The organism is Streptomyces sp. JW3 (assembly GCF_052216785.1).
Classification (GTDB): domain Bacteria; phylum Actinomycetota; class Actinomycetes; order Streptomycetales; family Streptomycetaceae; genus Streptomyces.
In genome coordinates, this window is sequence record NZ_JBQOUX010000017.1 from 1 (window position 1) to 25,876 (window position 25,876).

Consider the following 25,876-nt stretch of genomic DNA (forward strand, 5'->3'; position numbering starts at 1 on the left):
TCCGCCGCCTCCGCCGTCCCCGCCGCCTCCGCCGCCTCCGCCGTCCCCGCCGGCTCCGCCGTCCCCGCCGGCTCCGCCGGCTCCGCCGCCTCCGCCGCCCCCGGCTGGGGGCCCCCGGACCTGGGCGCCCCCGCCACCTTCGTACTGCTCCGGCACGGCGAGACCCCGCTCACCCCGCAGAAGCGTTTCTCGGGCAGCGGCGGCAGCGATCCGGCGCTGTCGGACGTCGGCCGCGGACAGGCCGAGAAGGCCGCCGCCTCGTTCGCCCGGCGCGGCACGGTCGAGGCGGTCGTCACCTCCCCGCTGGCCCGCACCCGGGAGACCGCCGCGATCGTCGCCGCCCGGCTGGGCCTGGACGTCACCGTGGAGGAGGGCCTGCGCGAGACCGACTTCGGCGCCTGGGAGGGTCTGACCTTCGGCGAAGTACGGGACCGCTGGCCGGACGACCTGAACGCCTGGCTCGCCTCCCCGCAGGCCGAACCCACCGGCGGCGGCGAGTCCTTCGCCACGACCGGCGCCCGGATCGCCGCCACCCGCGACAAACTGGTCGCGGCGTACGCGGGCCGTACGGTCCTGCTGGTCTCCCACGTGACGCCGATCAAGACGTTCGTACAACTCGCCCTCGGCGCCCCGCCCGAGGCCCTGTTCCGGATGGAACTGTCGGCGGCCTCCCTGTCGGCGGTGGCCTACTACGCCGACGGCGGCGCCAGCGTCCGGCTCTTCAACGACACCTCACACCTGCGCTGAGCGGCCGAGCCCCGCCGCCTCCCGGGCCAGCGCCGCCACCCGCGCCCAGTCCCGCCCGGCGACCGCGTCCGCGGGCAGCATCCAACTCCCGCCGACGCAGCCGACGTTGGGCAGGGAGAGGTAGCCGGGGGCGGAGGCGAGGGTGATCCCGCCGGTCGGGCAGAACCGCGCCTGCGGCAAGGGCGAGGCCAGCGCCTTGAGATAGGCGGTGCCGCCCGCCGCCTCGGCGGGGAAGAACTTCATCTCCCGCACCCCGCGCTCCAGCAGCGCCACCACCTCCGACGTGGTCGACACCCCCGGCAGGAACGGCACCCCGGACGCCCGCATCGCCGCCAGCAGCGCGTCCGTCCACCCCGGGCTGACCAGGAACCGCGCCCCGGCCGCCACGACCGCCTCGACCTGTCCGGCCGCAATGACCGTCCCCGCGCCCACGACCGCCTCCGGCACCTCCTCGGCGACCGCCCGGATCGCGTCGAGCGCGGCCGGCGTCCGCAGGGTGACCTCGATGGCGGGCAGCCCACCCGCCACCAGCGCCCGAGCCAACGGCACGGCATCGGCGACGTCCTCGACGACCACGACGGGAACGACGGGAGCGAGATCAAGCACGGAAGGCGCGGAGTCGGGGTCGGAGGCGGCGACGGAGGCGGAGGTCATGGGCTCATCGTGCCCGCGCACGACAACATGCGCAAAGCCCATTGCGCATACTGCAATGAACTGCTGGCATTCAGTGGACCGTGTCCACCAGCACATCCAGCGCCCAGGCCCGCCCCGCCCGCCCGGGCGCCGCCGCCTCCACCACGTACCCGAGGTCCCGCAGCGCTTCCACCAGCCCGGCCGGGTCGGCGGGCGCGACCCCCTCCGCCAGCAGACTCCGCACGATCCGCCCCTTGGTCGCCTTGTTGAAGTGGCTGACCACCTTGCGGGTGGGCGCGTGCAGCACCCGCACGGTCGCCGTCCGCCCGGCCACCTCACCCCTGGGCTTCCAGGCCGCCGCGTACGCCGCCGACCGCAGGTCCAGCACCAGCCCGTCACCGGCGGCCGCGGGCAGCACCTCGGCCATCGGCGCCCGCCAGTGCCCGGCGAGCGCCCCGAGCCCCGGCAGCCGCACCCCCATCGAGCACCGGTAGGAGGGAATTCGGTCGGTCACCCGGACCGCACCCCACAACCCGGAGAACACGAGCAAGGACCGCGCCGCCCGCCGCTTGGCGTCCGCCGTTAGCGACCCCAGATCCAGAGCGTCGTACAGCACCCCGGTGTAGATCTCCCCGGCGGGCCGGGCCCCGGCCGTCCGCAGCCCGGCGTTCTTCCCGACCTCACCGCGCAGCCCCTCACTCAGCCCGAGCACGTCCCGGGCCTTCTCCTCGTCCCCGGCGCACAACTCGACCAACTCGTCGAGCACGGCGGCCCGCGCCCCGGCGAGCCCCGGCAGCGACAGCGACTCCGGCTTCAGCGGGGCACCCCGCCCGGACGACGCCTTCCCCTCGGACGGCGGCAGCAGGACCAGCACATGTACTCCTTCGATCGAACTGCCGACCAGGTTACGGCCCGGCTGTGTGTCACGATCGAGGGAACGGTTCCCGATCCCGGCGACAGGTGATCCTCCGATGTCTCACTCTGGCGAGCGACCGAAGGAGGGGCGCGGCGGCATCCCGCTCTACCTCCTCGTCGACCGGGAGGACTCGTCGATCACGCTGTTCAGTGACCCGGAGCGGGTCGATCACCGGGACGACTACCGGGACCACTGCACACGCTCCCTCGGCAAGCTGCTCCCGCTCCCCGACCCCTTCGCCTTCGACCTGGACACCGCGGACTTCCTCTGACGTCCGGCCCGGTACCATGGTCGACACGGCAGACGAGCCGGGCGGGCGGCCGCGTGGAGTCCCTTACGGGGCTTCCCGAGGAACGTCCGGGCTCCACAGGGCAGGGTGATGGCTAACGGCCACCCGGGGTGACCCGCGGGACAGTGCCACAGAAAGCAGACCGCCGGAGACTTCGGTCCTCGGTAAGGGTGAAACGGTGGTGTAAGAGACCACCAGTGCCCAGGGCGACCTGGGCAGCTAGGTAAACCCCACCCGGAGCAAGGTCAAGAAGGGGGCACCTGTAGGAATACAGGTGCCTCTGCGCGGACGATCGAGGGCGGCCCGCCCGAGTCCGCGGGTAGACCGCTGGAGGCCGGTGGCAACGCCGGTCCTAGATGGATGGCCGTCGCCGGACGGTCCGCGAGGACCTTCCGGAACAGAACCCGGCGTACAGCCCGACTCGTCTGCCGCCCCTGCGGCTTCACCTCGGACTGGGTCACCGCCCGGCCGCGCTGACCGCTGCTCGACGGCCGCTGCGCACACCGACTTCCACTCGGGCCTTGGCATCGCGGCCTGCACGCGAGGGCGGTCACCGGAGACGAGGACCACTACCGGCAGGCCGTCACACACGTGGAGGCGCACTGCACGCGCGTCGTTGTCCGCGTCCGGCATCGACGCGTTCGCCCGACGGACCGCGGACGAGCTGTGCGCCACCGGCGCCACGGTCAAGGAGGTAGCCGCTCGCCTCTTCCGGCAGTGGTTGAAAACACCGCAAACACCGCCCGTGCGCGCCGGTGACGGGTACACGCAGTCGAGGGTCTTCGCGTCGGTGATGTTCGCCTAAAAGCCTTAGAATGGTGTCCTGTAAATGATCGCCGACGCGGGCACGAAAGGTTTGCGGGCAACGTGAATCAATGACTGCGTCATTTGATGGCAAGCGCCGCATTCGTCATCGGATGTGGTCGCGGACGTAGCCCCCCCGACGCCCCCCGACCAGCCTTGACCTGCACTTTCGTGGCATCGAGTCAGGAGTGCCGGGGCATGGTGCGCCCTCGGTGACCGACGCCGGAACCATGCGCCATGGGAATCCTGGAATGAATCTTCAGGGCGAGGGAAATCGCTTCGCTGAGCGACCGGGGCAATAAGCCGTCCAGCGCAAATGGCGACAGCATGCCTCTGCTTCCCCCCCCCCACCCATTCGAACAGCTACCTGTGAGTTGATCGCACATGACTGAGCACGGACATGCAGTGAGTCAACAACCCACGGCCACCAACTCCGACGGCCCTGCGCACCCGCCGCCGAAGCAGACGCCACTGGAACAGATGGGCGGCATGACGGGCCTGGTCTACATGGCCCTGCCGATCGTGGCCTTCGTCCTGGCCAACTCCGCTCTCGGGCTGGTTCCCGCCATCTGCACCGCGGTAGGCGTCGCCCTGGCGATCTCGGTGGCGCGCCTGGTCCGCAAGGAGTCGCTGCAGCCGGCGCTGTCGGGCCTGTTCGGGGTCGCGGTCGCCTCGTTCGTCGCGTGGAAGACGGGCTCGGCCAGAGGCTTCTTCCTGACGGGCATCTGGAGCAACATCGCGCTCACTCTGGTCTTTCTGGTCTCGGTCCTCGTGCGTCGCCCGCTGGCCGGCATCGTCTGGGGCGCGCTCAACGGCACCGGAACCGCCTGGCTGCGCGACAAGCCCTCCCGCCGCGCCTACGACATCGCCACGCTCACCCTGACGGCCGTTTTCGCGGCCCGCAGCATCGTCTGGCAGTACCTCTACGACGACGACCGCACCGGCTGGCTGGCCGTCATGCGCATCCTGATGGGCTATCCGCTGCTCGCCCTGGCCCTCCTGACCGTCCTGTGGGCCGGCCGCCTCTCCGCCAAGCGGCTGAAGGCCCCCGCGCCACAACAGCTCGCCGATCGTGCCTGACCCGAGGAGAACCGTGACCCAGACCCTGGCCCAACGCCTCTTCCTGCTCTGCTACTCCTTCGACAAGGGAAAGTTCGAGCTGGCCGACCACAACGGGCGCGGCGCCGTGCTGCGCGCCGCGGCGCTCGCCGAACTCACCCTCGACGGCAAGCTCACCACCGTGAGCGGCAAGATCGTCCGTTCTCCCGGTCAGCCGCCGTCGGACCCCTTTCTGGCCGACGTCTGGAACGACGTGCCCCCGGACAAACCCCGGCGCTGGCTCCCACTCGTCCACCACAAGGCGCACACCGCGCAAGAACCTGTCCGCGACCAACTCGCCGCGACCGGCACGATCACGGTGCGCCGCCACAAGCGCCTCGGTGTGCTCCCCGTCGACCGCGTCACCCTGGACGACACCGGTCCGGTGGTGGCGCTGCGGGACGAACTGCGCGACACCGTGCTGAGCGGGGCCGACCGGGCCGCGCGGCTTCCCCTGCCCGACGCGGTCACCGCGGTGTTCGCCGCCGAGGTGGAGATGAACAGCGTCTTCACCCGCACGGAAAGGCGCGCGCACAAGGAAGCGTTCACGACGCTCACCGCACGTGTCGACGACGCCCTTCCCGGCCTGCGCAAAGCACTGCACGACACCTACCTGTCGAACCAGGTCACCGGAGGCGGCTGAGCGGTGAGCCCCGCCTCGTGCCGCAGTCGAGGCGACCACATGGTTCCCGCAGACCCCACGAGCAACCAGTCCGACTCCACATCAAAAGAGAGGGCCACTATGAGGAAACCCCTCACTTCCGCACTCGCTGCCGCTCTGCTGGGGACGCTGTCCCTGACAGGGTGCGCGTCGGCCGACGCGGGTGAAGAAGACCTCCAATGGGGCGAGTGCCCGAAAGACGTCGCCGCACCGGGAGTCGAGTGCGCCACGCTGAAGGTTCCCCTCGACTATCGGGAACCCGGGGGCAAGAAGATCGATATAGCCATCTCACGTCTGGCGAGCAAGAACCCCGACAAGCGTCATGGCGTGCTGCTGACCAACAGCGGCGGCCCCGGTGGACAGACGCTCGCCATGCCGGCCACCCTGAAGAAGCTCGGCGTCCCCCAGAGCGTCCTCGACACCTACGACGTCATCGGGGTCGACCCCCGGGGCGTAGGCCACAGCACGCCGGTCACCTGCGGACTCGAACTGACGGAGCACCCGAGCAACATACCCACGTACGCCCGCGACAAGACCGATGTCGCCGCTGAGGCCAAGCGGGTGCGAGCCGTCGCGGCGAAGTGCGCCAAGTCCAAGACCGCCGGCATCCTGCCCTACATCACCACCGCGAACACCGCGCGCGACCTGGACCGGGTCCGCGAAGCGCTCGGCGAGTCCAAGATCTCCTACTACGGGATCTCCTACGGCACCTACCTCGGTTCCGTCTACACCACCATGTTCCCGAAGCGAAGCGACCGCTTCTTCCTCGACAGCGTCACGGGGCCCGGCGGCTGGGATGAGGCGTTCGTACGGAAGTTCGGCGAGGGTTTCCAGAATCGGTTCCCGGACTTCGCGAAGTTCGCCGCCGCCCAGAACGAGAAGTACGGTCTGGGGGACACCCCGGAAGCCGTTGAGGAGAAGTACTTCGAACTCGCCGAAGAACTGGACGCGAAGCCCAGTCCGGAAGGCTACACGGGCCAGGCTTTCCGCCAGGTGACGTTCAGCAGCTTCTACTACGACAGCGAACTCCCGAACCTCGCCGCGATATGGAAGGCGCTCGACACCGGCAAGCCGGTACCCAAGCCGTCGGGCGACGCGGAGGGGGAGGCGACGGCCGAATCCTCCGGGATTCCGTCGGACAACTACCTGGCCAGTCAGATGCACGTCATCTGCAACGACTCCGACTGGCCGGAGGACATCGCGACATACGCGCGGAACGTGGAAGAGGATCGCAAGCGATTCCCCATGTTCGGCGCCGCCGGGGCCGACATCACGCCCTGTGCGTTCTGGCCGTCCGAGCCCGTCGAGGCCCCTGTCAAGATCACCGACAACGGCCCCTCGAACGTACTCATGCTCCAGAACCTGCGCGACAACGCGACACCGCTGTCGGGTGCACGCGACATGCGTGCGGCCCTCGGAGACCGGGCCCGCATGGTGACAGCCGATCAGGGTGGGCACCTCGCGTACAAGTACCTGGACAACAAGTGCGCCAACGACATCGTGACCGAGTTCCTCCTCACGGGCGAACGTCCCGCACAGGACATCGCCTGCGAGAAGAACTGACACGGGAAGTCCCCCGGGTACAGCCCGACTCGTCCGCCGCCCAGCAGGGGCGGGATACCGGGTATGCGACTCCTGGCGGCGCCGAAGTGGTTAATATCGCCTGGGCCTCGGCGGGGGGAGGGCAGTGTGGCAGGCGCATCCGAGGATCATGCCGCTGCCAAGTGGTGGACGCTGTTCGGCGGGATCGCGTCCGTGCTGTCGATTCTGGTCTGGCTGGGCGTGAGCGACGCGTCGGAGCTGAAGGAACTGTTGACCGACTCGCCTCCGTCCAGTTCCAGCCCGACCCCGTACACGCCTTCGTCGGCTGCCCAGGTCCCCGACGAGCCTGACGCCGGGGAGGGGCGTACCGGCGGGTCCGAGCCTGATCCCGAACCCGTTTCCGACCCGCCGACGCCCCCTTCGGATCCCACCGAGGAGTCGTTCAAGGCCCTCTCGGCCGGTGACTGCCTCGCGGTCTACGACACCGGCCGCGGGGGCACCATCCGCGTCGACTGGAACGTGGACGTTCCGCCGGACCCGGTGTCCTGCGCCGGCGAGCAGGCGCAGGTCCAGGTGACCGCCACCGACACGGACTGCCCCATCAGCCCCGGCAAGACGTACTGGAGCTACCGGTCCGCCACCACCGGCGACACCACGAAGCTCTGCCTCAGCCGCATCTACCACGCCACCTACTGCCTGCTCGGTCAGCAGTCCGGCGACTCGATCCCCCTCGCCCTGCTGACGGCCGTGGACTGCCGACGCGCGCCGGTGCCCGCCCCGTACAACCAGATCATGCAGATCACCGGTGTCTACCGGGCTCCGGCGGGCGCCGACGCGAACAACTGCCGTCGAGCGGCAGGCGACCAGACGCGTTACTGGGCCGCCCTGGTGGACGACGGCGCCACGCTGCTGTGCACCGCGATCTATCAAGGCGGCTGACCGGCGACTCAGTTCCGCCACAACGACAGCTCGGCCCACACCGTCTTGCCAGGGGCAGCCGGGCGGGGCACGACGCCCCAGTCGTCCGCGAGGGCGGTGACGAGGAGGAGGCCGCGGCCGGACTCGGACGTGGTGTCGGGGGTCGTAGCAGTGGGCGGGGGCTGGGAGTCCGCGCGGGTGTCCGTCACCTCGACGCGGACGACGTCCTCGGTCAGAGTGAGGTGCAACTGGAAGTCCCGGCCGGGGACGTGGCCGTGCTGCACGGCGTTGGCGGTCAGTTCCGCCGTGATGAGGGTGAGCGTTTCGTTGACCGGGGTCGGGTACGGGTGGCCCCAGTCGGCCAGGCGGTGTGAGACCAGTCGGCGGGCGAGGCGGGCACCGCGGGGTGTCGAGGTGAAGCGCATGGTGAAGGTGCGCGCTGAGAAGCGGGGCTGTGGCGGATGCCCGTTCGGGGGAGATGCTGACTTCATGGAGTAAACGGTCGCGGACAGCGAGTAGCGTTGAACAGCGGCGATGCGTTGACGGGTGCGGGCTGTACACGTCGCCGGTGCGTCTGTACGCGAGGTGCGTCCAGTGACGGTGAGGGTCGTACGGGAGGAGTTGCGGCGTGGACGACGAGGTTCAGCAGCCGGAGTACGAGTTCGGGACGGGCATTCTGTGCGTGTTCGGGCGGCAGTTGAAGCTGTTCCGGGAGCGGGCGGGCATGGACCGGGCGAGGCTGGGTGCCCTGACCGGGTACTCGGCCTCCACGATCGCGTCGTTCGAACAGGGCAGACGTATCCCGCCGCCGAAGTTCATCGACCGGGCCGATGAGGTGCTGGAAGCGTGCGGGGTGTTGAAGGCGAGCAAGAAGGAGGTGGCTCGGGCTCAGTATCCGGCGTTCTTTCGCGACGCGGCGCGGTTGGAGGCCAAGGCGGCGGCCCTGCACGTGTACGCGACCAAGGCTGTACCAGGGCTCCTCCAGACGGAAGAGTACGCGCGGGCGGTGTTCTCCATGTGGCGCCCTCTGCTGGACGAGGAGATCATCAATCAGAGGGTGGCGGCTCGCCTGGCGCGTCAGGAGATCTTTTCTGGGCCGCTTCTGCCCACTGTCAGCTTTGTCATCGAACAGTTCGTTCTACGGCGCCCGCTTGGCGGACGCGCCGTGATGCAAGGCCAGTTGGAGCAAGTCCTGTTGCACGGACAGCGGCGAAACGTGGAGATCCAGGTGATGCCGATCGAGCGGGACGAGCACGCTGGGCTGGAGGGTCCCTTCACCTTGATCGAGACGCACGATGGGCAGAGGATCGCCTACGTGGAGGCGTACAAGGACAGCCGTCTCTACACGGAGCGGAGGCAGGTCCGGGAGATCGAGGAGCAGTACGGCATCCTCCGGGCCCAGGCGCTCACTCCGCGCGAGTCGCTGACCCTCATCGAGAAGTTGCTTGGAGAGAGATGAACGCCCAGAAGCTCGTAAAGCCGGTTCCTGAGTCGGCCTGGTTCAAGAGCAGTTACAGCACAGGCTCGGGCGGCGAATGCATAGAGGTCGCCGCCACCCCCGGCAGCGGCCGCGTGCACGTCCGTGACTCGAAGGACACGGCCCACGCCGCACTCACCGTGCAGCCCACGGCGTGGACCGCGTTCGTCGGGTTCGCGGCCCGCTGACCGGGGCAGGGTCCTCGGCCGGCGCCGAGGGCCCTGCGTAGGTCCGCGCTCCGGTAGGTTCCTGCCATGAAGCAGGGTAAAGAGGTCAAGAACCCCGAATCGCGTTTCTTCACGCTGCTGTTGGCGGCGGCGAAGCTTCCGGGCGTGCGCATCCAGCGGGAGGCGTACCTCCGCAGTGCGCTGGCTCGGCACTGCTCGGAGGACGACATCCGCAGGGCGGTGGAGGAGACTCCCGCTGCGGCGGGCATCAGTACCAAGGTCCTCGACAAGGTGGCCAACGACTCCATCCGCTACGAGACGGCCAAGGTCAGTGCCCTCTCGGCCGCCGCCGGGATACCCGGCATCCTCGCCCTTCCCGCCACGGTGCCGGCCGACACGGCACAGTACGTCGGCCACATGCTGCGTATCTCGCAGAAGCTCGCCTACCTCTACAGCTGGCCCGATCTGTTCTCCGGTGAGGGCGATGACGTCGATGACGCGACGAAGGGCGTGCTCACGCTGTTCTTCGGCGTAATGTTCGGCACCAAGTCGGCGAACGTCGCGGTAGGGAAAGTTGCGGGGTTGATGGCGGAGCAGGTTGCCAAGAAGCTGCCCCAGAAGGCACTCACGCATGGGGTTGTCTACCCCCTGGTGAAGAGAGTCGCGGGTTACCTCGGTGTCAGGATGACGACGCAGTCCTTCGCGACGACCGTCTCGAAAGCCATCCCTCTCGTAGGAGCCGCCGTCTCCGGCGGACTCACCCTCGCGACCTACCTGCCGATGGCCAAGAGGCTCAAGAAGCACCTCGCCGGCCTGCCACTGGCTGAACCGTCACATCGAGTGTCTGATGACGATGTACTCGAGGGTGAAGTCGTAGAAGAACACGAGTCGTTCTCTGACGCTGTTGCCGGCGAGCTGGAGAAGCCTCAGTCCTGACAGCGCAACCGCTACCGCAGCGGTGATCACCGCGAGCCGCGAGAACCTGTCGGAGCACCGGAAACTCGGGGCGGCGCCAGGGAGGCGATCTCCCGCTCGAAGAATGCTTGAAAATTCTCACCGCGCTCATAAAGCGCGTCGAAGCCCATGTTCGTTTCCCGGATCAGCGACCGATCGGTGTACCGCTTGGCTCCGTCCGCGTTTCCATCGTCGTCGTAAACGACCTCGTACATCACCGCGTCGCCGAGAACGACCACTTCCGGCACTTGGTGACTTTCCTCGACGTCCGCGATCACCCGGGCGTCGAGAACCGTGATGTCATCGCCCACCTCCACACGCACACGCAGGACGAACAACTCCCACTGCACATACGGCGTGACCGGGAATTCCACCACGCGTAGGCGACGGTGGGAAATTCCGAGCTGGCTGGCCCGGCGGAGTTCCTGTGCGTGCTCCTCGCGGCCCTCGTCGGCCAGACGCACCGCTCTCTCCCAGTCGCCCTCGGCGAACGCCTCCCAGCTGGCGAAGCCGCGCTCCGCGAAGTGCTGGCCGCGTTCCAGCTTGTTCAGGAAGCCGATGCCACTGGTGTAGATCCGGCCGAGATCCGCGTGGTACGTGGGGCGGTCCAGGCGCTCGCCGGTGCCGGTGTAGAAAGAGTCAAACACTGGGGATGTCCGGTTTCGCCGCGATGAGCATGTTCCTGGGGATGACCACGAGGCGTTCGTCCGAGCCGATCGAGACCCCCTCGGGGAGGCTCGCGCCGAGCGATGCGGTCAGGTCGCGGCCGATGACAGCGATGTCCCCGTTGGTGAGTTCCCAGATGTCGGGACATTCAGGAGTTCCCGTTGTGTTCCCGAGTTCCTGGGGTGTTTTTCCCAAACGCCTTTTGAAATGCGCGTCCGGATCGGCTTCCCACGGCCTGACCATGTTCATCGCCCCCTCGATTGATCGGGAGGCTCTACTGTAGCCCGCAACTGGCTGCCCTGGCCATGTGTCGGACCCGGCCCGCTAGGGTATTGGCGAAGACTGGCTCCTTCATGTCTCATGTTGCGCAGAGATAAGATGATATTGATTGGAAAGAAAATCATGCTAATGCCTGACAGGCACGTTTCTTCTGCGGTGCGGGCGGCAAATCGAGTGAACGGAGGGCGACTGTGGACCCGGCTGTGACCTCGCTCGCACAGAGCGCGGGAACCACCTTGGTCACCTTGATGGCAGCGGACGCCTGGCAGCGCACGCGCGACGGATTCGCGCAGCTCTGGCGTCGGATGCAGCCCGAGCGGGCGGAGGCCGTGGTCGCCGAGTTGGAGGCGGGCCGTGAGGACGTGCTGGCTGCTGTGACGGCCCAGGATCAGCAGACACTCGACGAACTGCGCCTGCAATGGCAGGGTTTCGTGCGGCGGCTGATCGTCGCCCGACCCGACGCCGTCGCGGAACTGCGCCGGCTGCTGGACGAACTCGACCCCGGCGGCTCGGCCGCCCGGCAGATCGAGATCACCCAGCACGCCACCGCTTCCGGCCAGGCCCGCGTTTATCAAGCGGGACGAGACCAGCGCATCGCAGAGCGATGACGACGGGTGGGATGGACGGTCACGCCGAGGACCGTGGACGGGTCTTCCAGTCATCCGGTGACCAGCACATCAACGAGCACCACGAACATCACGAACACCACCATCACGGCGGTGACGGCCCCGGGCCCAGCGGTCCGGACTCGGTGCGCCGCCCGGCGGTGGGGCGGCCTCCCGCCGTACTGCGGGACCGCAGCGAGGTGATGGCACGTCTGCGGGTGAGCGTCGCTCAGGGGCAGGGTGGCGAGGTCTATGTGCTGTACGGCATGGGTGGCTCCGGCAAGACGGCGGTCGCGTGCGCTCTCTTCCAGGAGGTGGCCGGCGGGCAGGAGCGGACCGCCCTGTGGGTCAACGCCGCCGACCGGGCGAGCCTGCGCGGCGGCATGCTCGCGGTGGCCGCCGACCGGGGGGCGAGTGACGGTGAGCTGCTGGCCGCCCGCAACGGTCTCCGTCCCGCCGCCGACCTCGTCTGGCGGTACCTCGACCGCTCCGCCGAGCCGTGGTTGCTGGTTCTGGACAACGCCGACGAGCCGGAGATCCTGCGCGACGGCAGCTGGCTGCGCAGCAGCCCGCGCGGCATCGTGGTGGTGACCACTCGCCGGGCGGCGGCCCGCTGGTGGCCGGGGGCCGAGCTTCAGCACATCGGTGTCCTGCCGCGAGAGGACGCCGCGCTCGTGCTGCGCGACCTCGCCCCGCACAGCGGTACGACGGAGCAGGCGGCGCGGATCGCGGACCGGCTCGGGCGGCTGCCGCTCGCCCTCACCCTGGCTGGGGGCTTCCTCTCCCACCAAGTGCTCGACCCCTGGACGATGGACGCCTACGGGCATCAACTGGACGGAGACGAACGGGTCCAGTTGATAGACCGCGGAGCCGACGCGCTGTCCGAAGCGGACCCGCGGCACCTGGTCGGCCTGACCTGGCAGCTGACCCTCGACACGTTCGAGGCCCGCGGGCTGCCCGAAGCGGTGGTCCTGCTCAGACTGCTGGCCCGGTTCGCCGCCGAGCCCTTGCCGCTGGTCCTGCTCAACCACGACGGCATCGGCGGTGTCCTTCCCCGGGCCCGTACCGAGACGGCGCTGCGGGCCCTGCTCGACCAGTCGCTGTCGGAGCTGGTCGATGTCGTCGGCCTGCGGTGCGTGCAGAGCCACGGCGTCCTGCTCGACAGCGTCTGCGCGGCGACCCCTGCCGAACTGGCGCCCGCTCTCGACACGGTGGCCGTCCGGCTCCTCGACGCGGCCGTGCCCGCCGTGCCCGACGCCGGACCGCACGAGCCGCGACTGCGGCTGCTGGTGCCGCACGTGCTGGCCCTGCTGCGGCACGTCGGCGAGCTGTCGGCCGCAGCCGACGCCCTGGCCGTCGCGACGCGGCTGTCGGTCGCCCTGCACCGGACCGGTGACTACCTCTCGGCCTGGGAGACGGCACGGACCGCGGCGGAACTCGGGCAGCGCAGGCTCGGCGCGGACAACCGTATGGTTCTGGCCATCCGTTCCCGGAGCGGACGGGCACTGTTCCGGCTGGGCAGGTTCGCGCAGGCGGAGGCACTGCTGCGTCGGGTCCGTACCACTCAGGAAGACCTGTCGGGAGCCGACGACCCCGACACCCTGGACACGTCCTACGGACTTCAGCTCGTGCTGGCCAACCTCGGGAGGCGGGAGGAGTCGGTCGCGTTGCTCAGGGCCACGGCCGTCGGCCGGCGCTCGGCCCTGGGGCCCGCGCATCCGCTGACCCTCCGGGCCCGTGCCAGTCTGCTGGAGATGCTGCCCGCGGCCGAGGTGGTCACCGAGGAGGACGGTGCGCTGCTCTCGCTGCCCGCGGAGTGCGATCGGCTGCTCGGCCCCGAGCACACGGTGACACTGGGCGCCCGGCACAACCATGCGTGGGCGCTGTACCTCCTGGGCCGGTTCGACGAGGCCGACAGCGAGATCCGGCTGGTCGCCGAGGCATACGAGCGGCGCTTCGGGCCGGAGTACCCCCTGGTACTCGCGGCCCGGCAGCTGTTCTCCCGGACCCGGGCCGCGCTCGGCCATCGGGACGAGGCGATCGGGCTGATGACCGACGTCGTCGCCCGGCGGGAACGCGGTCTGGGGCCTGAGCACCCCTTCACGGTCGCGGGCCGGCGGCTGCTGGACACGTACCGGTCAGGCGGACGCAGTGACGGGAACGGCGGTCTCAGTAGTGGTAGCGGGCCTTGAGGATCTTGACTTCCTTCTCGTCCACCCGGTGGACGAGCCGGTGCTCGTCGTCGATACGGCGTGACCAGTAGCCGGACAGGTCGCCCTTCAGTGGTTCCGGTTTGCCGATCCCGGCGAAGGGGGTGCGCTGGATCTCTCCGATCAGCCGGGTGATCCTGCGGGCCATGGCGCGGTCCGAGCTGAGCCAGAACAGGAAGTCCTCCCATCCGGCCGGGTCGAAGTGGACGCTTCTCACCCGTCACCCGCCAGCTCTTCCAGTTCGGTCAGGCTCCTGGTGACCACGGTCTCGCCGGCTCTGTCCCGTGCGACGGCCTCCATGAGGGCGCGTGCGTTTGCGGGGGAACGCAGCAGGTAGACGGTCTCCTGCCAGGAGTCGTAGTCCTCGGCGGACATCAGCACCGCGTCGCCGTTCCTGGAGCTGATGCGCACCGGGGCGTGATCGTCGTTGACGCGCTTGATGAGCGGGAAGAGGTCCTTGCGGGCCTCGCTGGCGCTTATGGTCATCTGCGGCACCCTCTCTCCTGGTGGTACCGGAACATGGTACTGCGACGGTACGACTTTCTCGTACGAGTCGGAGAGTGAGATGTTGCCGGGAGTCCTGATTCGGTCCCCATGGTCCTTGATGCGCAGACCGCCGGTTGATCGATCGGGGCGGAGGCAGGTATACAGCCCAGAGGGGGAGTAAGCGCGCCTGCCCGGCGGTCGGACCGGTAGCGGACGTCCCGCGCACGATCGAGAACGAGCGGTGGCGGAAAACCACCAGATGGAGAGCGTGACCGGTAAAGGCACAGCAGCCGCCCCTGCTCCGCGATGTCATCGACATCAAGAAGTCCATCTCCACATCGGACTTCGTGCTGTCCCTCGCCGAGGCGACGACCTCCGAGGGCGCCCGGAACGCGCTCGCGGACTACGTCGTCACCGAGCGGCTGCTGGAGAACTTCGACGAGGCGCTGGCGCTCATCAAGTCCTCGCTCGATGGGCACCGCTCCAAGGCGGCCTACCTGCACCGACAGCTGGCTGCGTCTGCGCGAGAACCTCACACCGGCCGACTGGCGCGCGGCCCGCGACGACGTCGGTGAGAAGCTGGTCCTGCCCGACGTGGACCGTCGGGCCGTACGGGGCCTGAAGTTCTCCGCCGCCCTCCCAGAACGCCTCGCCGTGGCCACGGTGGCGGCCCGGTTAGCGGACTTCGGCAGTGCCCGCTCGGTGCTCGAGGAGCCGACGCGCTTTCAGTACGACGGCTGAATCGGACGACCAGGCACGGACGTGGGCATCTCCCTGAGAGCGCGAAGCTCCCAGGAGGACTGGCTCAGCCCCGCCCCTGGGTGCCATCGAGTGCCTGGTCGGTCACGTCGGTCACCTGGGTGGCCGGTGGGGCCTTGGCGTCGGCCTCGGTGCCGAAGTCCGAGAAGGTCATCACCGTGCTCATTTTCAGTTGCGCCGGGGACGCGCCGCCGGCCTTCGCGGATGCCGACGCCGGGGACTCGACGGTGATGTCGATCTGCTGGCGGCGCAGCCGGCCCTCGTCGTCGAGCCACACCTGCATCGGCAGTGTCGGGCCGAGCTGCCCGGCCAGCAGATCGCCGGCCGGCAGCCGGGAGACGTCCACGGAGACCTTGTAGTGCGTGGTGTCGACGCCGCCGACCTGCTCGGGGCCGACCTCGGTGACGTCCTGGTCGGTGATCGCCTTCGCGTAGGCGGCGGTCTGCGCCGGGTCGCCGATCCCCTGGGTGCTCAGGCCCTGCTGGGCGGCGACCTTCTCCAGATCGACGCTGATCCAGGGCTTGCCGGCCGACGCCTGCCGGCCGGGGACCTTCTGGTAGAGGACCTGGTCGACCACGCGCTGCTCGATGGCCGTGTCCTCGGCGGTGATGGTCATGACGCTCTCGCCCTCGGCCAGGTCGATGACGCCCTCGCCCTCGGTCGTGACCGTCCGGTCCCCGGCGGCGAGTTCCATGTCGATCGTCGTCCGCGCCGACTCGGCCTCGGCCGTCTTGTGGTAGGCCGCCCGTACCTCCGCCGTGCCCGGTTCCTGGGCGCCCGGGCTGCTGCTCGCGCTGGCCGACGCGCTGCCTTCCCGTGCGTTGGGCTCACCGTCCGCACCGCATCCGGCGAGGACGGCGCTTCCCAGCAGCGCGGCAATCGTGATCGCGGTGGTTTTCGTGGTTTTCGTCCCCCTGCTGCGCATACGAGACCCCATCTCCTCCGTCGCTGCCGGCCACCACGCGACGGGGCCGGCTTTCCGACCCGAGTGCCCTCTGGGTACGTCAATACGCCCGTGGGGGAGGGGAGTTGGGGTTGGCCGTCGTGCCGTCACAGGTAGCGGCGGATCGGCTGGACCGCGTACTCGCGGGCGCGTTGGAGAGGAGAGCGTCTTCTCCAGCGGCCGGGTTGGATGGACCGGCTCGCCGCCCGGTCGGCGTCGAAGTGGGCGTCGAGGGTCGCGGTGAACTCCTCGTCCAGGACGGCGAGCATGACTTCCTCGTCGTGGGCCAGGGAGCGCCGGTTGAAGTTGGTCGAGCCGACCAGTGCCGCCGCGCGGTCCACGGTGATGACCTTCGTGTGCAGCATCGTCGGCTGGTACTGGTGGAGCTTGACTCCGCAGGCCAGCAGGTCCTCGTAATGGTGCTGACCGGCCAGTTGGCAGACCCGTTTGTCGGTGTGCGGGCCGGGGAGCAGGATCTCCACCTCCACGCCGCGCCGGGCGGCGGCGCACAGCAGCTCGATGAAGTAGGCGTCCGGCGAGAAGTAGGCGGTGGCCAGCCGGAACCGCTCCTCGGCCGACTCGATCATGACCCGGAGCAGGGTCTGCATGTCCTGCCAGCCGAAACTGGCCGATCCGCGCACCACCTGCACCACCGCGTCACCTTGCGGGCGGTGGCCGGTGAACCGGTCGCGGTCGTCGAAGAGCTCGTCGTGGCACTCGGCCCAGTTCTGCGCGAACGCCGCCGCGATGCCGTCCACGGCCGGTCCGCGCACCCGCACATGGGTGTCCCGCCACTCGTGCGGGCCGCGGGCGTCACCGCACCACTCCTCGGCGATGCCCACGCCGCCGGTGAAGGCCGTCCGCTCGTCCACCACCAGCACCTTGCGGTGGCAGCGGTGGTTCTGCTTGAGGGGCGACAGGTACAGCGGCTTGCGGAACCAGGCCACCTGTACGCCCGAGCGGCGCATCTCCGCCAGCAGGTCCTTGTCGATCAGCCGGCTGCCGAAGCCGTCCAGCAGCAGCCGTACCCGGACCCCGCCCCGGGCCCGCTGCGCCAGCGCGTGCGCGAACTCGCGGGCGACGGCGCCCTTCCAGTACACGAAGGTCATCAGGTCCACCGTGTGCTCGGCGGACCGGATGGCGTCGAGCATGGCGGGGAAGATCTCGTCGCCGTTGCGCAGGGCGACCAGCTCGTTTCCCTCGGTGGCCGCGATGCCGATCAGCCGCTCCAGCCGGCGCCGGATCCGCACGGCCCGCTCACCGGCGGCCCGGCCGGTGCGGGTGCCGTCCGCGGTGTCCGGTACGTACTGGGTGTCGGTCATTCGTTTCCTTCCGGGGCGGCGTGGCGGGCGGGAGAGTCCTTGCCCGGCGTCAGAACGGCATGCGGCCGCGGGCCCGGCGGCCCGCCGAGCCGCTGCGGCCGACCGCCCTGGAGCTGCTGCGGAAGGGCTTGCTGAAGACGCGGCCGAGCAGGCCGGGGGCCTTGCCGCCGGTTCGTGAGCCGACGTCGAGCGTGCGCTGGGTGCCGCGCTGCGGGTGGTGCGACAGGCGCGGCAGGAGGAAGGCGAGGACGGCGAGCACGACACACACGGCGACTATGCCGACGATCATCATGGCGGAACTCCTCGACGTGAGACGTGACTTCCACGTGCCCGGGCGAGGCGCGGCCATGCCGGTCAGCCGAACAGGGCGTCCAGATCCAGCTTCTTCCCGTGCTCGCCGAACAGGCCGTCCGCCTCGCTGAGCGCCGCCAGCTTCTCCAGGGACGGCAGGTCCGCCTTCGCCGGCCAGGCGGGGAGGATGAGGTTCTGCCTGACCTCGGGGCTGATCTTCGTGTACTCGGTGAGGATCTGGCGGGCCTCGTCGGGGTGGGCGGAGGCGTAGCGCAGGGACTCGGTCATCGCCGCGCCGAAGTTCTTCACCAGCTCCGGTTTCTGCCGCTGGAGCTCGGCGGAGGTGAAGTACGTCGCCACCGTCAGGGCCGGGTCCGTCTGCGCGAACGGGGACGCGATCACCCGGGCGCCCTGGGACTTGGCGATCGTCTGGGCCGGTTCGCCCATCCACGCGGCGTCCACCCGGCCGTCGGCCAGCGCGGCCGGCATCTGGTCGAAGGGGATCTCGACGAACTCGACCTCGGACGGGTCGCCGCCGTCCGCGCGGACCGCCTCCCGGACCGTGGTGTCGCCGATGTTCTGGAGCGCGTTGACGGCCACGGTGCGTCCGGCCAGGTCCTTCGCCGACCTGACCGGGCTGTCCTCGGCGACGCCCACGCAGGTGACGTCGCCGCCCACCTTGCCGTTGGAGGCCGCGCTGTTGGCGACCGACCGCACCGGTACGCCCTTGACCTGGGCGATCATCAGCGACGTCGTGTTGCTGAACCCGAACTGGAACTGGCCGCTCAGCATACTCGGCACGATCGCCGCGCCGCCCTGGGCCGGCACGGCCCGCACATCGATGCCGCGGTCGGCGAAGAAGCCCTTCTTCTGCCCGAGGTAGAGCGGGGCCACGTCGACGATCGGGATGACGCCGACCCGCACCCGGGTCGTACCGGACGACTCGCCGTCCTGGGGAGACGAGGACGAACCGCACCCCATGACACCGGCCAGCGTGATCATCGCTGCGGCGAACCCCAGGACGCGCCTGCGCATGAGCCCTCCAGAGGGGTGGCACGGGCCGATGGTGCGGTGCGAGCAATGTATAGACGCCGCCGCGTGCTGTCAGCACCGTGGGCGGGGCCGGGGGCCGACGGTGGCAGAGTGGAAGGGATCGTTCCGCCGCCCTGTGGTCCGCCTCCGGAGGTTCCCGTATGCGTCTGCTGCTCATCCGCCATGGTCAGACCCCGTCCAATCTCAAGCATCTGCTGGACACCGCGGCGCCGGGGCCGGGGCTGACGCCGCTGGGGCAGGAGCAGGCCGCGGCGTTGCCGGGGGCGCTGGCCAAGGAGCGGATCGACGTGCTGTACGTTTCCACGCTGGTGCGCACCCAGCTGACCGCCGCGCCGCTGGCCGCCGCCACCGGGCTGGCGCCGCGGGTCCGCGACGGGCTGCGGGAGGTGGCCGCGGGGGAGTTGGAGATGCGGGGCGACGACGAGGCCGCCGCCCGCTACCTCGCCACCGCCTTCGCCTGGTCCGCGGGGGACACCGGCCGGCGCTTGCCCGGAGGTGAGGACGGGGTGGCGGCGCTGGGCCGCTTCGACGCCGTCGTCGCCGAGGCGGCGGAGTCCGTGGCAGCGGAGTCCGTGGCGGCGGAGTCCGAGGTGGCGGAGTCCGGCGCCGGGACGGTGGCCATGGTCAGCCACGGGGCGATGATCCGGACGTGGGTGGCCGCGCGGGCGGCCAACGTCGACGTGGCGTACGCGGCGGCGCACCCGCTGGGGAACACCGGTGTCGTCGTCCTCGACGGTTCGCCCGGCGCGGGCTGGCGGGTGCTCCAGTGGGAGGGCCGGCCGCTGGGCCCGGAGGGCGACTGGACCGAGGACGGCGGTCCGGCCGGCGAGGTGCTGCCCGGGGCCGGCGACTGAGGCCGGGGCCGTGGCCTCGGGCCTCACCGGGGGCCGTGACCTCGGGCCTCACCGGGTGCCGCGCGACCGCGCCGCCACCCGTGCCAGATGCCGTCCGAACACCTCCGGCGCCTCGGGGGTCAGGGTGCGCAGGGTCACCAGGGCCGTGATGACCACGTCGCACAGTTCCGCCTCGACGTCCGCCCAGGTGTGGGTGACGCCCTTGCGCGGGTTCTGGCCGGTCGCGCCGATCACCGCCTCGGCGACCTCACCGACCTCCTCCGACAGCTTCAGCAGGCGCAGCAGCAGGCCCTCGCGGCCGGCGGTCTCGGGCTGGGCCGATTCCAGCCACTGCCACAGGTCGTCGATGACGGGGAACAGGTCGGTGCGCTCGTCGTCCATGCCGGGCAGCCTGCCATGTCCGCAGCCTGCCATGTCCCGTCAGTCGAACAAGGGTTCCTGCTCGGCGGCCGCCGCGTTCCGGACCCGGCGGTTGCGGCCGCCGACCACCACCGCGGTCGCCGCGGCCGTCACCGCGAACGCCACCGGCACCATCCAGTTCCGGTTGACCGTGTGCCCGAGGGCCGCGTCGAGGGAGAGGCGGCCCGGTCCGGTGACCGCGAGGCCGGCCGCCGTCAGGCCCAGGGACGCGGCGTACTCGTAGCCGCCCTCCTGCGCGAAGAAGCCGTTCGGGGCGTGCACGGCCGCCGCGCCCGCCATCGCGCCGGCCGCCGCCGCGCCCGCGGCCGGGGTGGCCAGGCCCATCGCCAGCAGGAGTCCGCCGCCCGCCTCCGCCGCCCCCGCCAGCGTCGCGTTCACCTTGCCCGGCACATAGCCCATGGACTCCATGGCCTGCCCGGTGCCCTCGATCCCGCCGCCCCCGAACCAGCCGAGCAGCTTCTGCGCGCCGTGCGCGGCCAGCACTCCGCCGGTCCCCAGCCGGAGCAGCAGCAGGCCGAGGTCACGCCGGTCGTAGCAGCAGGTCATGGTGGCTCCCTCAGGTCGGCTTCGCACACGTCTCCCACCGTCGCACCACACGGGGTGGGCGGGCCCGTCGCGAGTGCCGTTCGGGTGGCGGGGCCCGGCGGGCGGTGTGAGGCTGCCGCCATGACCATTCAGCCGACCCGACTGAGCGACCCGGCCGTCCGTGCCTTCGTCGCCGCGGTGAACGCCCACGACCGCGAGGCCTTCCTCGCGCTGCTCGCACCCGACGCCACCATGTCCGACGACGGGGCCGACCGGGACCTCGACGACTGGATCGACCGGGAGATCTTCTCCTCCCACGGGCACCTGGAGGTCGACCGGGAGGCGCGGGGCGGCCGGGCGCTCGTCGCCCGCCACCGCAACGACACCTGGGGCGAGATGCGCACCCGCTGGGCGTTCACCGTCGGCGCGGACGGGAAGATCTCCCGGTTCGAGACCGGGCAGGCGTAACACCTCCCCCGGCGCGGGGCTTGCCTTCGCGCGCGCTTCAACTCCTAGCGTCCCGGCCATGCAGAAGATCCGTGAAAGCAGCGACAGGGTGCTCGGGTTCGGGTGCTGGGCGATCGCCGGGGAGTGGTGGGACACCGCCGGGCAGCCGCTCGGCTGGGGGAAGACCGACGACGAGGAGTCGGTACGGGCGGTGCGCCGCGCCCTCGACCTCGGCGTCACCTTCTTCGACACGGCGGACGTCTACGGCACCGGGCACAGCGAACGGCTGCTGGGCCGGGCCCTGGGCCGCCGCCGGGCCGAGGTGACCGTCGCCACCAAGTGGGGCCACCTCTTCGACGAGCGCACCCGCACCCTCACCGGCGCCGACGACACACCGGAGTACGCCCGCCGCGCGCTGACCGCCTCCCTGACCCGCCTCGGCACCGACCACGTCGACCTCTACCAGCTCCACCTCGGTGACGTCGGTCCGCGCCGGGCCGCCGAACTGCGCGACGCCTGCGAGGAGTTCGTGCAGGAAGGGCTGGTGCGGGCGTACGGCTGGTCCACCGACGATCCCGAGCGGGCCGCCGTGTTCGCGGCCGGCCGGCACTGCGCGGCCGTGCAGTACCGGGCCAACGTGCTCCAGGACGCCCCCGAGATGCACGCCCTGTGCGAGACGGCGGACCTGGTGGGCGTCATCCGCAGTCCGCTCGCCATGGGGCTGCTCACCGGCCGGCACGGCGGCGGCCGGACCCCGGCGGCGGGGGACATCCGCAGCGCCCCGCCCGCCTGGCTGCCGGGGTTCGGGGACGGCGGCGGCGCCGACCCCGAGTGGCTGGCCCGGGTCGAGGCGCTGCGCGAGGTGCTCACCGGCGACGGCCGTACGCTCACCCAGGGCGCCCTGGCCTGGCTGTGGGCGCGCGGCCCGCGCACCGTCCCGATCCCCGGGTTCCGCTCGGTCGCGCAGGCCGAGGAGAACGCGGGCGCGATGGCGAAGGGACCTTTGGGCGAGGCGGAGACGGCCGAGGTCGAACGGATCCTGGGGCGCTGACGCCCGCGCCGGGCGGCCGTACGGCAGCCGTCCCGCGTACCGGTGCGCACCTCGCGAGGACTCGCGGGCCACCCCCTGCCGGTACCGCGGAACGGCTGCTCTCATCCCCCCTCGGGATGGTCCGTGGCAGACAACTGCCCACCGGCGCTCCGAGTGTGGAGCTTCGGTGAAGGAGAGTTGAGCACAAGTCAGCTACCGGCCGCAATACCGCGGACCCCACTCCTCCGCTCATGGAGATCCTCGCCCGGGTAACGGACCCCGACCCGGTCCCGGATCGCGTCCAGCGTCCGCATCACCGCCAGGGTGCCGTCCAGCGGCAGCAGCGGGGACTCGGTCTCCCCGGCGCGCAGCGCCCGCATCACCTCCCGGGCCTCGTGCTTCAGGCTGGCCCGCGGCCCGTCGGCCGGGTCGGCCGTGAACTCCTCGGGATCACGGCCGTCCCGGTGCAGCACGAAGTGGGTGGGGAAGAAGAAGCCGTACGGTACGTCGATGCGGCCGGTCGAGCCGGTGATCGAGGCGGAGTTGGCGGTCCCGCCGACGATGGAGCAGTGCAGCGCGCCGAGCGCGCCGTTCTCCCAGGAGAGCAGCGCGCCGGTCTGGAGGTCGACGCCCTCCTCGGAGAGCGTCGCGCTCGCCGTCACCCCCGCCGGCTCCCCGAGCAGCAACTGCGCGAAGGAGACCGGGTAGACGCCGAGGTCGAGCAGCGCACCGCCGCCCTGTGCCGGGTCGCGCAGCCGGTGCGCCGGCGGGAACGGGCCGGCCAGCCCGAAGTCGGCCTGGATCGTGCGCACTTCGCCGATCGCGCCGTCGTCGACCAGTGCCTTCAGCCGGCGGACCAGCGGGTTGCAGTACATCCACATGGCTTCCATCAGGAAACTGCCGCGGTCCCGGGCGAGGGCGACCAGTTCCGCCGCCTCCCGGGCGTTCAGCGTGAACGGCTTCTCGCACAGCACGCCCCGGCCCGCCTCCAGGCAGAGACCGGCCGCCGCGCGGTGCGCCGCGTGCGGGGTGGCGACGTACACCACGTCGATGTCCTCGTCCTGCGCCAGCGCCTCCCAGCCGCCGTACGCCCGCGCGATCCCGAACCGCTCCGCGAACGTCTTCGCCGCCGCCTCGGTCCGCGACGCCACCGCCACCACCTCCGCGTCCGGCAGATCCACCAGATCCGCCGTGAACGTCGCCGCCATCCCGCCGGTCGCCAGAACTCCCCAGCGCACCTTCTGTTCGGCCACTGCTGCCCCACCCTCACGCAATTGTCGTACGAACTGATCGTTCGAGCTGAGAGCATAGGTGGCGCGTCTGCCGAAGGGGGAGGGCCACATGCCGGAGCCAGGGGCGTCCAGCACACGCGCGGCACAGCGGCCGAAGGAGCCGGCGGCGGCCGTCCGCCCGCCCGCCGGCCTGGTCGTCACGTTCGTCCTCGGCGCCATGACCGCCATCGGCGCGCTGTCGATGGACATGTACCTGCCCGCCCTGCCCGAGGTCACCGGGTCGCTGCACGCGCCCGCCGCGACCGTGCAGCTCACGCTGACCGCCTGCCTGGCCGGCATGGCCCTCGGCCAGCTCGTCGTCGGACCGCTGAGCGACCGGCTGGGCCGCCGCCGCCCGCTGCTGGCCGGCCTCGCCGGCTACGTCGTCGCCACCGCCCTGTGCGCGGTGGCGCCGAACGTCGAACTCCTCGTCGCCTTCCGGCTGGCGCAGGGACTCGCGGGCGCGGCCGGCATCGTCATCGCCCGGGCCGTCGTCCGCGATCTGTACGACGGCGCCGCCATGGCCCGGTTCTTCTCCACCCTGATGCTCGTCTCCGGGGTGGCACCGGTCGCCGCGCCGCTGATCGGCGGCCAGGTGCTGCGGTTCACCGACTGGCGGGGCGTGTTCGCCGTGCTCACCGGCGTCGGGCTGGTGCTCGGCGCCGCCGTCTGGGCCCGGCTGCCGGAGACGCTGCCGGCCACCGAACGGCACGGCGGCGGGGTCGGCGAGGCGCTGCGGTCGATGCGCGGCCACCTCGCCGACCGGGCGTTCACCGGGTACATGCTGGCGGGCGGGTTCGCCTTCGCCGCGCTGTTCGCCTACATCTCCGCCTCCCCGTTCGTCGTCCAGGAGATCTACGGCGCCTCCCCGCAGACGTTCAGCCTGCTGTTCGGCCTCAACTCGGTCGGCCTGGTGCTGGCCGGCCAGCTCAACGGCAAGGTGCTCGTCGGCCGGGTCCCGCTGGAGCGGGTGCTGGCCGTGGGCCTCGCGGTCGTCGTCGCCGCCGCGACGGCGCTGCTGCTGATGACCCTGGGCGTCTTCGGCGACGTGGGGCTCGCGCCGGTCGCCGCCGCGCTGTTCGTGCTGATGTCCGCGACGGGCATCACCCTGCCCAACACCCAGGCGCTGGGCCTGCTGCGGGTCCGCCGCGCCGCCGGATCCGCCTCCGCGCTGCTCGGCACGTCCTCCTTCCTGGTCGGCGCGGTCGCCTCGCCGCTGGTCGGCGTGGCCGGGGAGGACACCGCGCTGCCCATGGCCGTCGTCCAACTGGGCGCGGCGCTGGTGGCGGCGGGGTGCTTCGTGGGAATGTGCCGACCCTGGAAGGCGGGCGACGCCGTCGCGGTCGCGGAGGGAGCGGACAGCTGAGCGCACCGAGACTGCGCAGCGACGAGCCGGAACGGGCCGGACTGGACCCGGACCGGCTGCGTCGGCTGGCCGCGGTGGTCCACGGCCTCACCGCCGGCGACCGCCCGTGGGCGGCCGGGGCGGTGCTGGCCGTCGGGCGGGGGCCGGTGCTCGCCGTCGAGGAGGCGGCGGGCTGGGCCGTGCGCTACGCGGCGTACGACCCCCGTGGCGGCGCCGGGGTGGAACTGCCGGCCGCCGCCCGGGTGCCGGCGACCCCCGGCACCCCCTTCGACCTGGCCTCCCTCACCAAGCTGTTCACCGCGGTCGCCGCCGTGCAGCAGATCGAGCGGGGCACGCTCGGCATCGACGCCGAGGTCGGCGGGTACCTGCCGGACTTCCGCGCCGCCGCCGCGCACCGCCTCACGGTGCGCCAACTGCTCACCCACACCTCCGGGCTGCGCCCCGAACTGCCGCTGTACGCCTGCGCCGACGACGCCGAACGCCTGGCCCGGCTGCGCGCCGAGGCGCCGGTCGGGGCGGCCGGCACGTACCGCTACTCCGATCTGAACATGCTGCTGCTCCAGCAGGTCCTGGAGCGGATCACCGGCCGGGCGCTGGACGTCCTGGTCCACGAGGGCATCACCCGGCCGCTGGGCATGACGGCCACCTGCTTCGGGCCGTGCCCGGGGGCGGCGGCCACGGAGGACCAGCGGCGGCCGTGGGCCAAGGCGGACCGCGGGATGCTGCGGGGGGTCGTGCACGACGAGAACGCCTGGGCGCTGGGCGGGGTGGCCGGGCACGCCGGGCTGTTCTCGACCGCCCGGGACCTGGCGGTGTTCTGCCGGGCGCTGCTGGCCGGCGGCTCCTACGGGCCGGCCCGCATCCTCGGCCCCGACTTCGTGGAACTGCTGCTCACCCCGCCGGGCCTGGGCTTCGCCCTCGACCAGCCCTGGTTCATGGGGGAACTGGCCGGGCACGGGGCGGCCGGCCACACCGGCTTCACCGGGACCAGCCTGATCCTCGACCGGGCCACCGACACCTTCGTGGTGCTGCTCGCCAACACGGTCCACCCCTGCCGCCGGCCACCGGACAGCCGGCCCCGGGCGGCGGTGGCGACGGAGGTGGCGCGGGCCGTGCGGGGCCGGTGAACGCCGGCGCCCCGAC

Annotated in this window: 29 protein-coding genes, 1 other RNA gene and 3 pseudogenes; 19 read left to right on the forward strand and 14 right to left on the reverse strand. The window is 71.1% G+C overall.

Annotated features, from left to right (window positions below; translation table 11 throughout):
* Positions 1–747 (forward strand): histidine phosphatase family protein (locus tag ACTT8P_RS09955; RefSeq protein WP_442831189.1); only part of this gene is annotated, 747 nt, incomplete at its 5' end.
* On the opposite strand, the gene eda is transcribed toward ACTT8P_RS09955, so the two are convergent.
* Both eda and yaaA read right to left on the reverse strand, forming a co-directional pair.
* Entirely contained in the window at positions 733–1,401 is a 669-nt protein-coding gene (eda, locus tag ACTT8P_RS09960; RefSeq protein WP_442831190.1) for a bifunctional 4-hydroxy-2-oxoglutarate aldolase/2-dehydro-3-deoxy-phosphogluconate aldolase, read from the reverse strand. The two genes, ACTT8P_RS09955 and eda, sit on opposite strands and share 15 nt — an antisense overlap.
* A 70-nt stretch (positions 1,402–1,471) precedes the next feature.
* Positions 1,472–2,254 carry a peroxide stress protein YaaA gene (gene yaaA / locus ACTT8P_RS09965; protein ID WP_442831191.1) on the reverse strand — a complete coding sequence of 261 codons (783 nt, stop codon included), beginning with the start codon at positions 2,252–2,254 and terminating at the stop codon, positions 1,472–1,474.
* Positions 2,255–2,378: 124 nt separating this feature from the next.
* Between yaaA and ACTT8P_RS09970 the strand changes: the two are divergent.
* The 6 genes and pseudogenes from ACTT8P_RS09970 to ACTT8P_RS09995 form a co-directional block, all read left to right on the forward strand.
* Positions 2,379–2,567, forward strand: a pseudogene (locus ACTT8P_RS09970) (Uma2 family endonuclease); the annotation flags it as partial.
* 33 nt (positions 2,568–2,600) lie between these two features.
* An RNA gene (gene rnpB / locus ACTT8P_RS09975) (RNase P RNA component class A) lies at positions 2,601–3,013 on the forward strand.
* Positions 3,014–3,794: 781 nt separating this feature from the next.
* The gene (locus ACTT8P_RS09980; protein ID WP_442831192.1) at positions 3,795–4,469 is read left to right on the forward strand and encodes a DUF3159 domain-containing protein; all 675 of its coding nucleotides are present in this window, start codon (positions 3,795–3,797) and stop codon (positions 4,467–4,469) included.
* Between the two features lie 13 nt (positions 4,470–4,482).
* Positions 4,483–5,130, forward strand: coding sequence for a GOLPH3/VPS74 family protein (locus ACTT8P_RS09985; RefSeq protein WP_442831193.1), 648 nt, complete (start codon positions 4,483–4,485; stop codon positions 5,128–5,130).
* A gap of 99 nt (positions 5,131–5,229) precedes the next feature.
* Entirely contained in the window at positions 5,230–6,711 is a 1,482-nt protein-coding gene (locus tag ACTT8P_RS09990; RefSeq protein WP_442831194.1) for an alpha/beta hydrolase, read from the forward strand.
* A 126-nt stretch (positions 6,712–6,837) separates the two neighbouring features.
* The gene (locus ACTT8P_RS09995; protein ID WP_442831195.1) at positions 6,838–7,629 is read left to right on the forward strand and encodes a hypothetical protein; all 792 of its coding nucleotides are present in this window, start codon (positions 6,838–6,840) and stop codon (positions 7,627–7,629) included.
* Between the two features lie 8 nt (positions 7,630–7,637).
* On the opposite strand, the gene ACTT8P_RS10000 is transcribed toward ACTT8P_RS09995, so the two are convergent.
* Positions 7,638–8,099: an ATP-binding protein gene (locus tag ACTT8P_RS10000; RefSeq protein WP_442831196.1), complete on the reverse strand. Its 462-nt coding sequence runs from the start codon at positions 8,097–8,099 to the stop codon at positions 7,638–7,640.
* A gap of 137 nt (positions 8,100–8,236) precedes the next feature.
* Between ACTT8P_RS10000 and ACTT8P_RS10005 the strand changes: the two genes are divergently transcribed.
* The 3 genes from ACTT8P_RS10005 (at position 8,237) to ACTT8P_RS10015 (ending at position 10,188) form a co-directional block, all read left to right on the forward strand.
* Positions 8,237–9,067 (forward strand): helix-turn-helix domain-containing protein, encoded by an 831-nt coding sequence (locus ACTT8P_RS10005; protein ID WP_442831197.1) that lies wholly within the window; start codon positions 8,237–8,239, stop codon positions 9,065–9,067.
* Entirely contained in the window at positions 9,064–9,273 is a 210-nt protein-coding gene (locus ACTT8P_RS10010; protein ID WP_442831198.1) for a DUF397 domain-containing protein, read from the forward strand. Before ACTT8P_RS10005 ends, ACTT8P_RS10010 begins: the two co-directional genes overlap by 4 nt.
* Positions 9,274–9,339: 66 nt before the next feature.
* On the forward strand, positions 9,340–10,188 hold the full coding sequence (locus tag ACTT8P_RS10015; RefSeq protein ID WP_442831199.1) for a hypothetical protein: 849 nt from the start codon (positions 9,340–9,342) through the stop codon (positions 10,186–10,188).
* A 26-nt stretch (positions 10,189–10,214) separates the two neighbouring features.
* On the opposite strand, the gene ACTT8P_RS10020 is transcribed toward ACTT8P_RS10015, so the two are convergent.
* Complete coding sequence (locus ACTT8P_RS10020) at positions 10,215–10,853, reverse strand: DUF6879 family protein (RefSeq protein ID WP_442831200.1); 639 nt, start codon at positions 10,851–10,853, stop codon at positions 10,215–10,217.
* A complete protein-coding gene (locus ACTT8P_RS10025; RefSeq protein WP_442831281.1) occupies positions 10,846–11,115 on the reverse strand; it encodes a hypothetical protein in 270 nt (89 codons plus the stop codon). Before ACTT8P_RS10025 ends, ACTT8P_RS10020 begins: the two co-directional genes overlap by 8 nt.
* A 227-nt stretch (positions 11,116–11,342) precedes the next feature.
* Here ACTT8P_RS10025 and ACTT8P_RS10030 point away from each other — a divergent pair, with 227 nt between their 5' ends.
* Together ACTT8P_RS10030 and ACTT8P_RS10035 are read left to right on the forward strand one after the other, a co-directional pair.
* Positions 11,343–11,759: a hypothetical protein gene (locus ACTT8P_RS10030; protein ID WP_442831201.1), complete on the forward strand. Its 417-nt coding sequence runs from the start codon at positions 11,343–11,345 to the stop codon at positions 11,757–11,759.
* Positions 11,756–13,948, forward strand: coding sequence for a tetratricopeptide repeat protein (locus tag ACTT8P_RS10035; protein ID WP_442831202.1), 2,193 nt, complete (start codon positions 11,756–11,758; stop codon positions 13,946–13,948). The genes ACTT8P_RS10030 and ACTT8P_RS10035 overlap by 4 nt, the downstream gene beginning before the upstream one ends.
* Here the strand turns inward: ACTT8P_RS10035 and ACTT8P_RS10040 are convergent.
* Both ACTT8P_RS10040 and ACTT8P_RS10045 read right to left on the reverse strand, forming a co-directional pair.
* Complete coding sequence (locus tag ACTT8P_RS10040) at positions 13,926–14,183, reverse strand: Txe/YoeB family addiction module toxin (protein ID WP_442831203.1); 258 nt, start codon at positions 14,181–14,183, stop codon at positions 13,926–13,928. The two genes, ACTT8P_RS10035 and ACTT8P_RS10040, sit on opposite strands and share 23 nt — an antisense overlap.
* The gene (locus ACTT8P_RS10045) at positions 14,180–14,452 is read right to left on the reverse strand and encodes a type II toxin-antitoxin system Phd/YefM family antitoxin (RefSeq protein ID WP_442831204.1); all 273 of its coding nucleotides are present in this window, start codon (positions 14,450–14,452) and stop codon (positions 14,180–14,182) included. Before ACTT8P_RS10045 ends, ACTT8P_RS10040 begins: the two co-directional genes overlap by 4 nt.
* A 296-nt stretch (positions 14,453–14,748) precedes the next feature.
* On the opposite strand from ACTT8P_RS10045, the pseudogene ACTT8P_RS10050 reads away from it, so the two are divergent.
* Together ACTT8P_RS10050 and ACTT8P_RS10055 are read left to right on the forward strand one after the other, a co-directional pair.
* Positions 14,749–14,955: pseudogene (locus ACTT8P_RS10050) on the forward strand (hypothetical protein); the annotation flags it as partial.
* Positions 14,954–15,193: pseudogene (locus ACTT8P_RS10055) on the forward strand (DEAD/DEAH box helicase); the annotation flags it as partial. The pseudogenes ACTT8P_RS10050 and ACTT8P_RS10055, both read left to right, overlap by 2 nt.
* Positions 15,194–15,257: 64 nt before the next feature.
* Here the strand turns inward: ACTT8P_RS10055 and ACTT8P_RS10060 are convergent.
* The 4 genes from ACTT8P_RS10060 to ACTT8P_RS10075 form a co-directional block, all read right to left on the reverse strand.
* Complete coding sequence (locus ACTT8P_RS10060) at positions 15,258–16,136, reverse strand: hypothetical protein (RefSeq protein ID WP_442831205.1); 879 nt, start codon at positions 16,134–16,136, stop codon at positions 15,258–15,260.
* Positions 16,137–16,261: 125 nt separating this feature from the next.
* A complete protein-coding gene (locus ACTT8P_RS10065; protein ID WP_442831206.1) occupies positions 16,262–17,476 on the reverse strand; it encodes a phospholipase D-like domain-containing protein in 1,215 nt (404 codons plus the stop codon).
* Between the two features lie 49 nt (positions 17,477–17,525).
* The gene (locus ACTT8P_RS10070; protein WP_442831207.1) at positions 17,526–17,768 is read right to left on the reverse strand and encodes a DUF6411 family protein; all 243 of its coding nucleotides are present in this window, start codon (positions 17,766–17,768) and stop codon (positions 17,526–17,528) included.
* 62 nt (positions 17,769–17,830) lie between these two features.
* Positions 17,831–18,802: an ABC transporter substrate-binding protein gene (locus ACTT8P_RS10075; protein WP_442831208.1), complete on the reverse strand. Its 972-nt coding sequence runs from the start codon at positions 18,800–18,802 to the stop codon at positions 17,831–17,833.
* 158 nt (positions 18,803–18,960) lie between these two features.
* On the opposite strand from ACTT8P_RS10075, the gene ACTT8P_RS10080 reads away from it, so the two are divergent.
* Positions 18,961–19,674, forward strand: a complete 714-nt coding sequence (locus tag ACTT8P_RS10080) for a histidine phosphatase family protein (RefSeq protein ID WP_442831209.1) — start codon at positions 18,961–18,963, stop codon at positions 19,672–19,674.
* 48 nt (positions 19,675–19,722) lie between these two features.
* Here the strand turns inward: ACTT8P_RS10080 and ACTT8P_RS10085 are convergent, their stop codons facing one another.
* The gene (locus ACTT8P_RS10085; protein WP_442831210.1) at positions 19,723–20,055 is read right to left on the reverse strand and encodes a MazG-like family protein; all 333 of its coding nucleotides are present in this window, start codon (positions 20,053–20,055) and stop codon (positions 19,723–19,725) included.
* A 39-nt stretch (positions 20,056–20,094) separates the two neighbouring features.
* Positions 20,095–20,640: a DoxX family protein gene (locus ACTT8P_RS10090; protein ID WP_442831211.1), complete on the reverse strand. Its 546-nt coding sequence runs from the start codon at positions 20,638–20,640 to the stop codon at positions 20,095–20,097.
* 120 nt (positions 20,641–20,760) lie between these two features.
* Between ACTT8P_RS10090 and ACTT8P_RS10095 the strand changes: the two genes are divergently transcribed.
* Positions 20,761–21,087 carry a nuclear transport factor 2 family protein gene (locus ACTT8P_RS10095; protein WP_442831212.1) on the forward strand — a complete coding sequence of 109 codons (327 nt, stop codon included), beginning with the start codon at positions 20,761–20,763 and terminating at the stop codon, positions 21,085–21,087.
* A 58-nt stretch (positions 21,088–21,145) separates the two neighbouring features.
* Positions 21,146–22,117 (forward strand): aldo/keto reductase, encoded by a 972-nt coding sequence (locus ACTT8P_RS10100; protein ID WP_442831213.1) that lies wholly within the window; start codon positions 21,146–21,148, stop codon positions 22,115–22,117.
* A 188-nt stretch (positions 22,118–22,305) separates the two neighbouring features.
* Here the strand turns inward: ACTT8P_RS10100 and ACTT8P_RS10105 are convergent, their stop codons facing one another.
* Positions 22,306–23,349, reverse strand: a complete 1,044-nt coding sequence (locus tag ACTT8P_RS10105) for a Gfo/Idh/MocA family protein (protein WP_442831214.1) — start codon at positions 23,347–23,349, stop codon at positions 22,306–22,308.
* A gap of 88 nt (positions 23,350–23,437) precedes the next feature.
* Here ACTT8P_RS10105 and ACTT8P_RS10110 point away from each other — a divergent pair, with 88 nt between their 5' ends.
* Together ACTT8P_RS10110 and ACTT8P_RS10115 are read left to right on the forward strand one after the other, a co-directional pair.
* On the forward strand, positions 23,438–24,733 hold the full coding sequence (locus ACTT8P_RS10110) for a multidrug effflux MFS transporter (protein ID WP_442831215.1): 1,296 nt from the start codon (positions 23,438–23,440) through the stop codon (positions 24,731–24,733).
* Positions 24,676–25,860, forward strand: a complete 1,185-nt coding sequence (locus ACTT8P_RS10115) for a serine hydrolase domain-containing protein (RefSeq protein WP_442831216.1) — start codon at positions 24,676–24,678, stop codon at positions 25,858–25,860. The genes ACTT8P_RS10110 and ACTT8P_RS10115 overlap by 58 nt, the downstream gene beginning before the upstream one ends.
* The last annotated feature ends 16 nt before the right edge of the window (positions 25,861–25,876 follow it).

Excerpts from the sequence above, each read along its gene's own strand:
- eda (WP_442831190.1), bottom strand. The coding sequence starts at position 1,401 with ATGACCTCCGCCTCCGTCGCCGCCTCCGACCCCGACTCCGCGCCTTCC.
- ACTT8P_RS09990 (WP_442831194.1), top strand. The coding sequence starts at position 5,230 with ATGAGGAAACCCCTCACTTCCGCACTCGCTGCCGCTCTGCTGGGGACG.
- ACTT8P_RS10000 (WP_442831196.1), bottom strand. The coding sequence starts at position 8,099 with ATGAAGTCAGCATCTCCCCCGAACGGGCATCCGCCACAGCCCCGCTTC.
- ACTT8P_RS10010 (WP_442831198.1), top strand. The coding sequence starts at position 9,064 with ATGAACGCCCAGAAGCTCGTAAAGCCGGTTCCTGAGTCGGCCTGGTTC.
- ACTT8P_RS10015 (WP_442831199.1), top strand. The coding sequence starts at position 9,340 with ATGAAGCAGGGTAAAGAGGTCAAGAACCCCGAATCGCGTTTCTTCACG.
- ACTT8P_RS10025 (WP_442831281.1), bottom strand. The coding sequence starts at position 11,115 with ATGGTCAGGCCGTGGGAAGCCGATCCGGACGCGCATTTCAAAAGGCGT.
- ACTT8P_RS10035 (WP_442831202.1), top strand. The coding sequence starts at position 11,756 with ATGACGACGGGTGGGATGGACGGTCACGCCGAGGACCGTGGACGGGTC.
- ACTT8P_RS10045 (WP_442831204.1), bottom strand. The coding sequence starts at position 14,452 with ATGACCATAAGCGCCAGCGAGGCCCGCAAGGACCTCTTCCCGCTCATC.
- ACTT8P_RS10060 (WP_442831205.1), bottom strand. The coding sequence starts at position 16,136 with ATGCGCAGCAGGGGGACGAAAACCACGAAAACCACCGCGATCACGATT.
- ACTT8P_RS10065 (WP_442831206.1), bottom strand. The coding sequence starts at position 17,476 with ATGACCGACACCCAGTACGTACCGGACACCGCGGACGGCACCCGCACC.
- ACTT8P_RS10070 (WP_442831207.1), bottom strand. The coding sequence starts at position 17,768 with ATGATGATCGTCGGCATAGTCGCCGTGTGTGTCGTGCTCGCCGTCCTC.
- ACTT8P_RS10075 (WP_442831208.1), bottom strand. The coding sequence starts at position 18,802 with ATGCGCAGGCGCGTCCTGGGGTTCGCCGCAGCGATGATCACGCTGGCC.
- ACTT8P_RS10080 (WP_442831209.1), top strand. The coding sequence starts at position 18,961 with ATGCGTCTGCTGCTCATCCGCCATGGTCAGACCCCGTCCAATCTCAAG.
- ACTT8P_RS10085 (WP_442831210.1), bottom strand. The coding sequence starts at position 20,055 with ATGGACGACGAGCGCACCGACCTGTTCCCCGTCATCGACGACCTGTGG.
- ACTT8P_RS10090 (WP_442831211.1), bottom strand. The coding sequence starts at position 20,640 with ATGACCTGCTGCTACGACCGGCGTGACCTCGGCCTGCTGCTGCTCCGG.
- ACTT8P_RS10095 (WP_442831212.1), top strand. The coding sequence starts at position 20,761 with ATGACCATTCAGCCGACCCGACTGAGCGACCCGGCCGTCCGTGCCTTC.
- ACTT8P_RS10100 (WP_442831213.1), top strand. The coding sequence starts at position 21,146 with ATGCAGAAGATCCGTGAAAGCAGCGACAGGGTGCTCGGGTTCGGGTGC.
- ACTT8P_RS10110 (WP_442831215.1), top strand. The coding sequence starts at position 23,438 with ATGCCGGAGCCAGGGGCGTCCAGCACACGCGCGGCACAGCGGCCGAAG.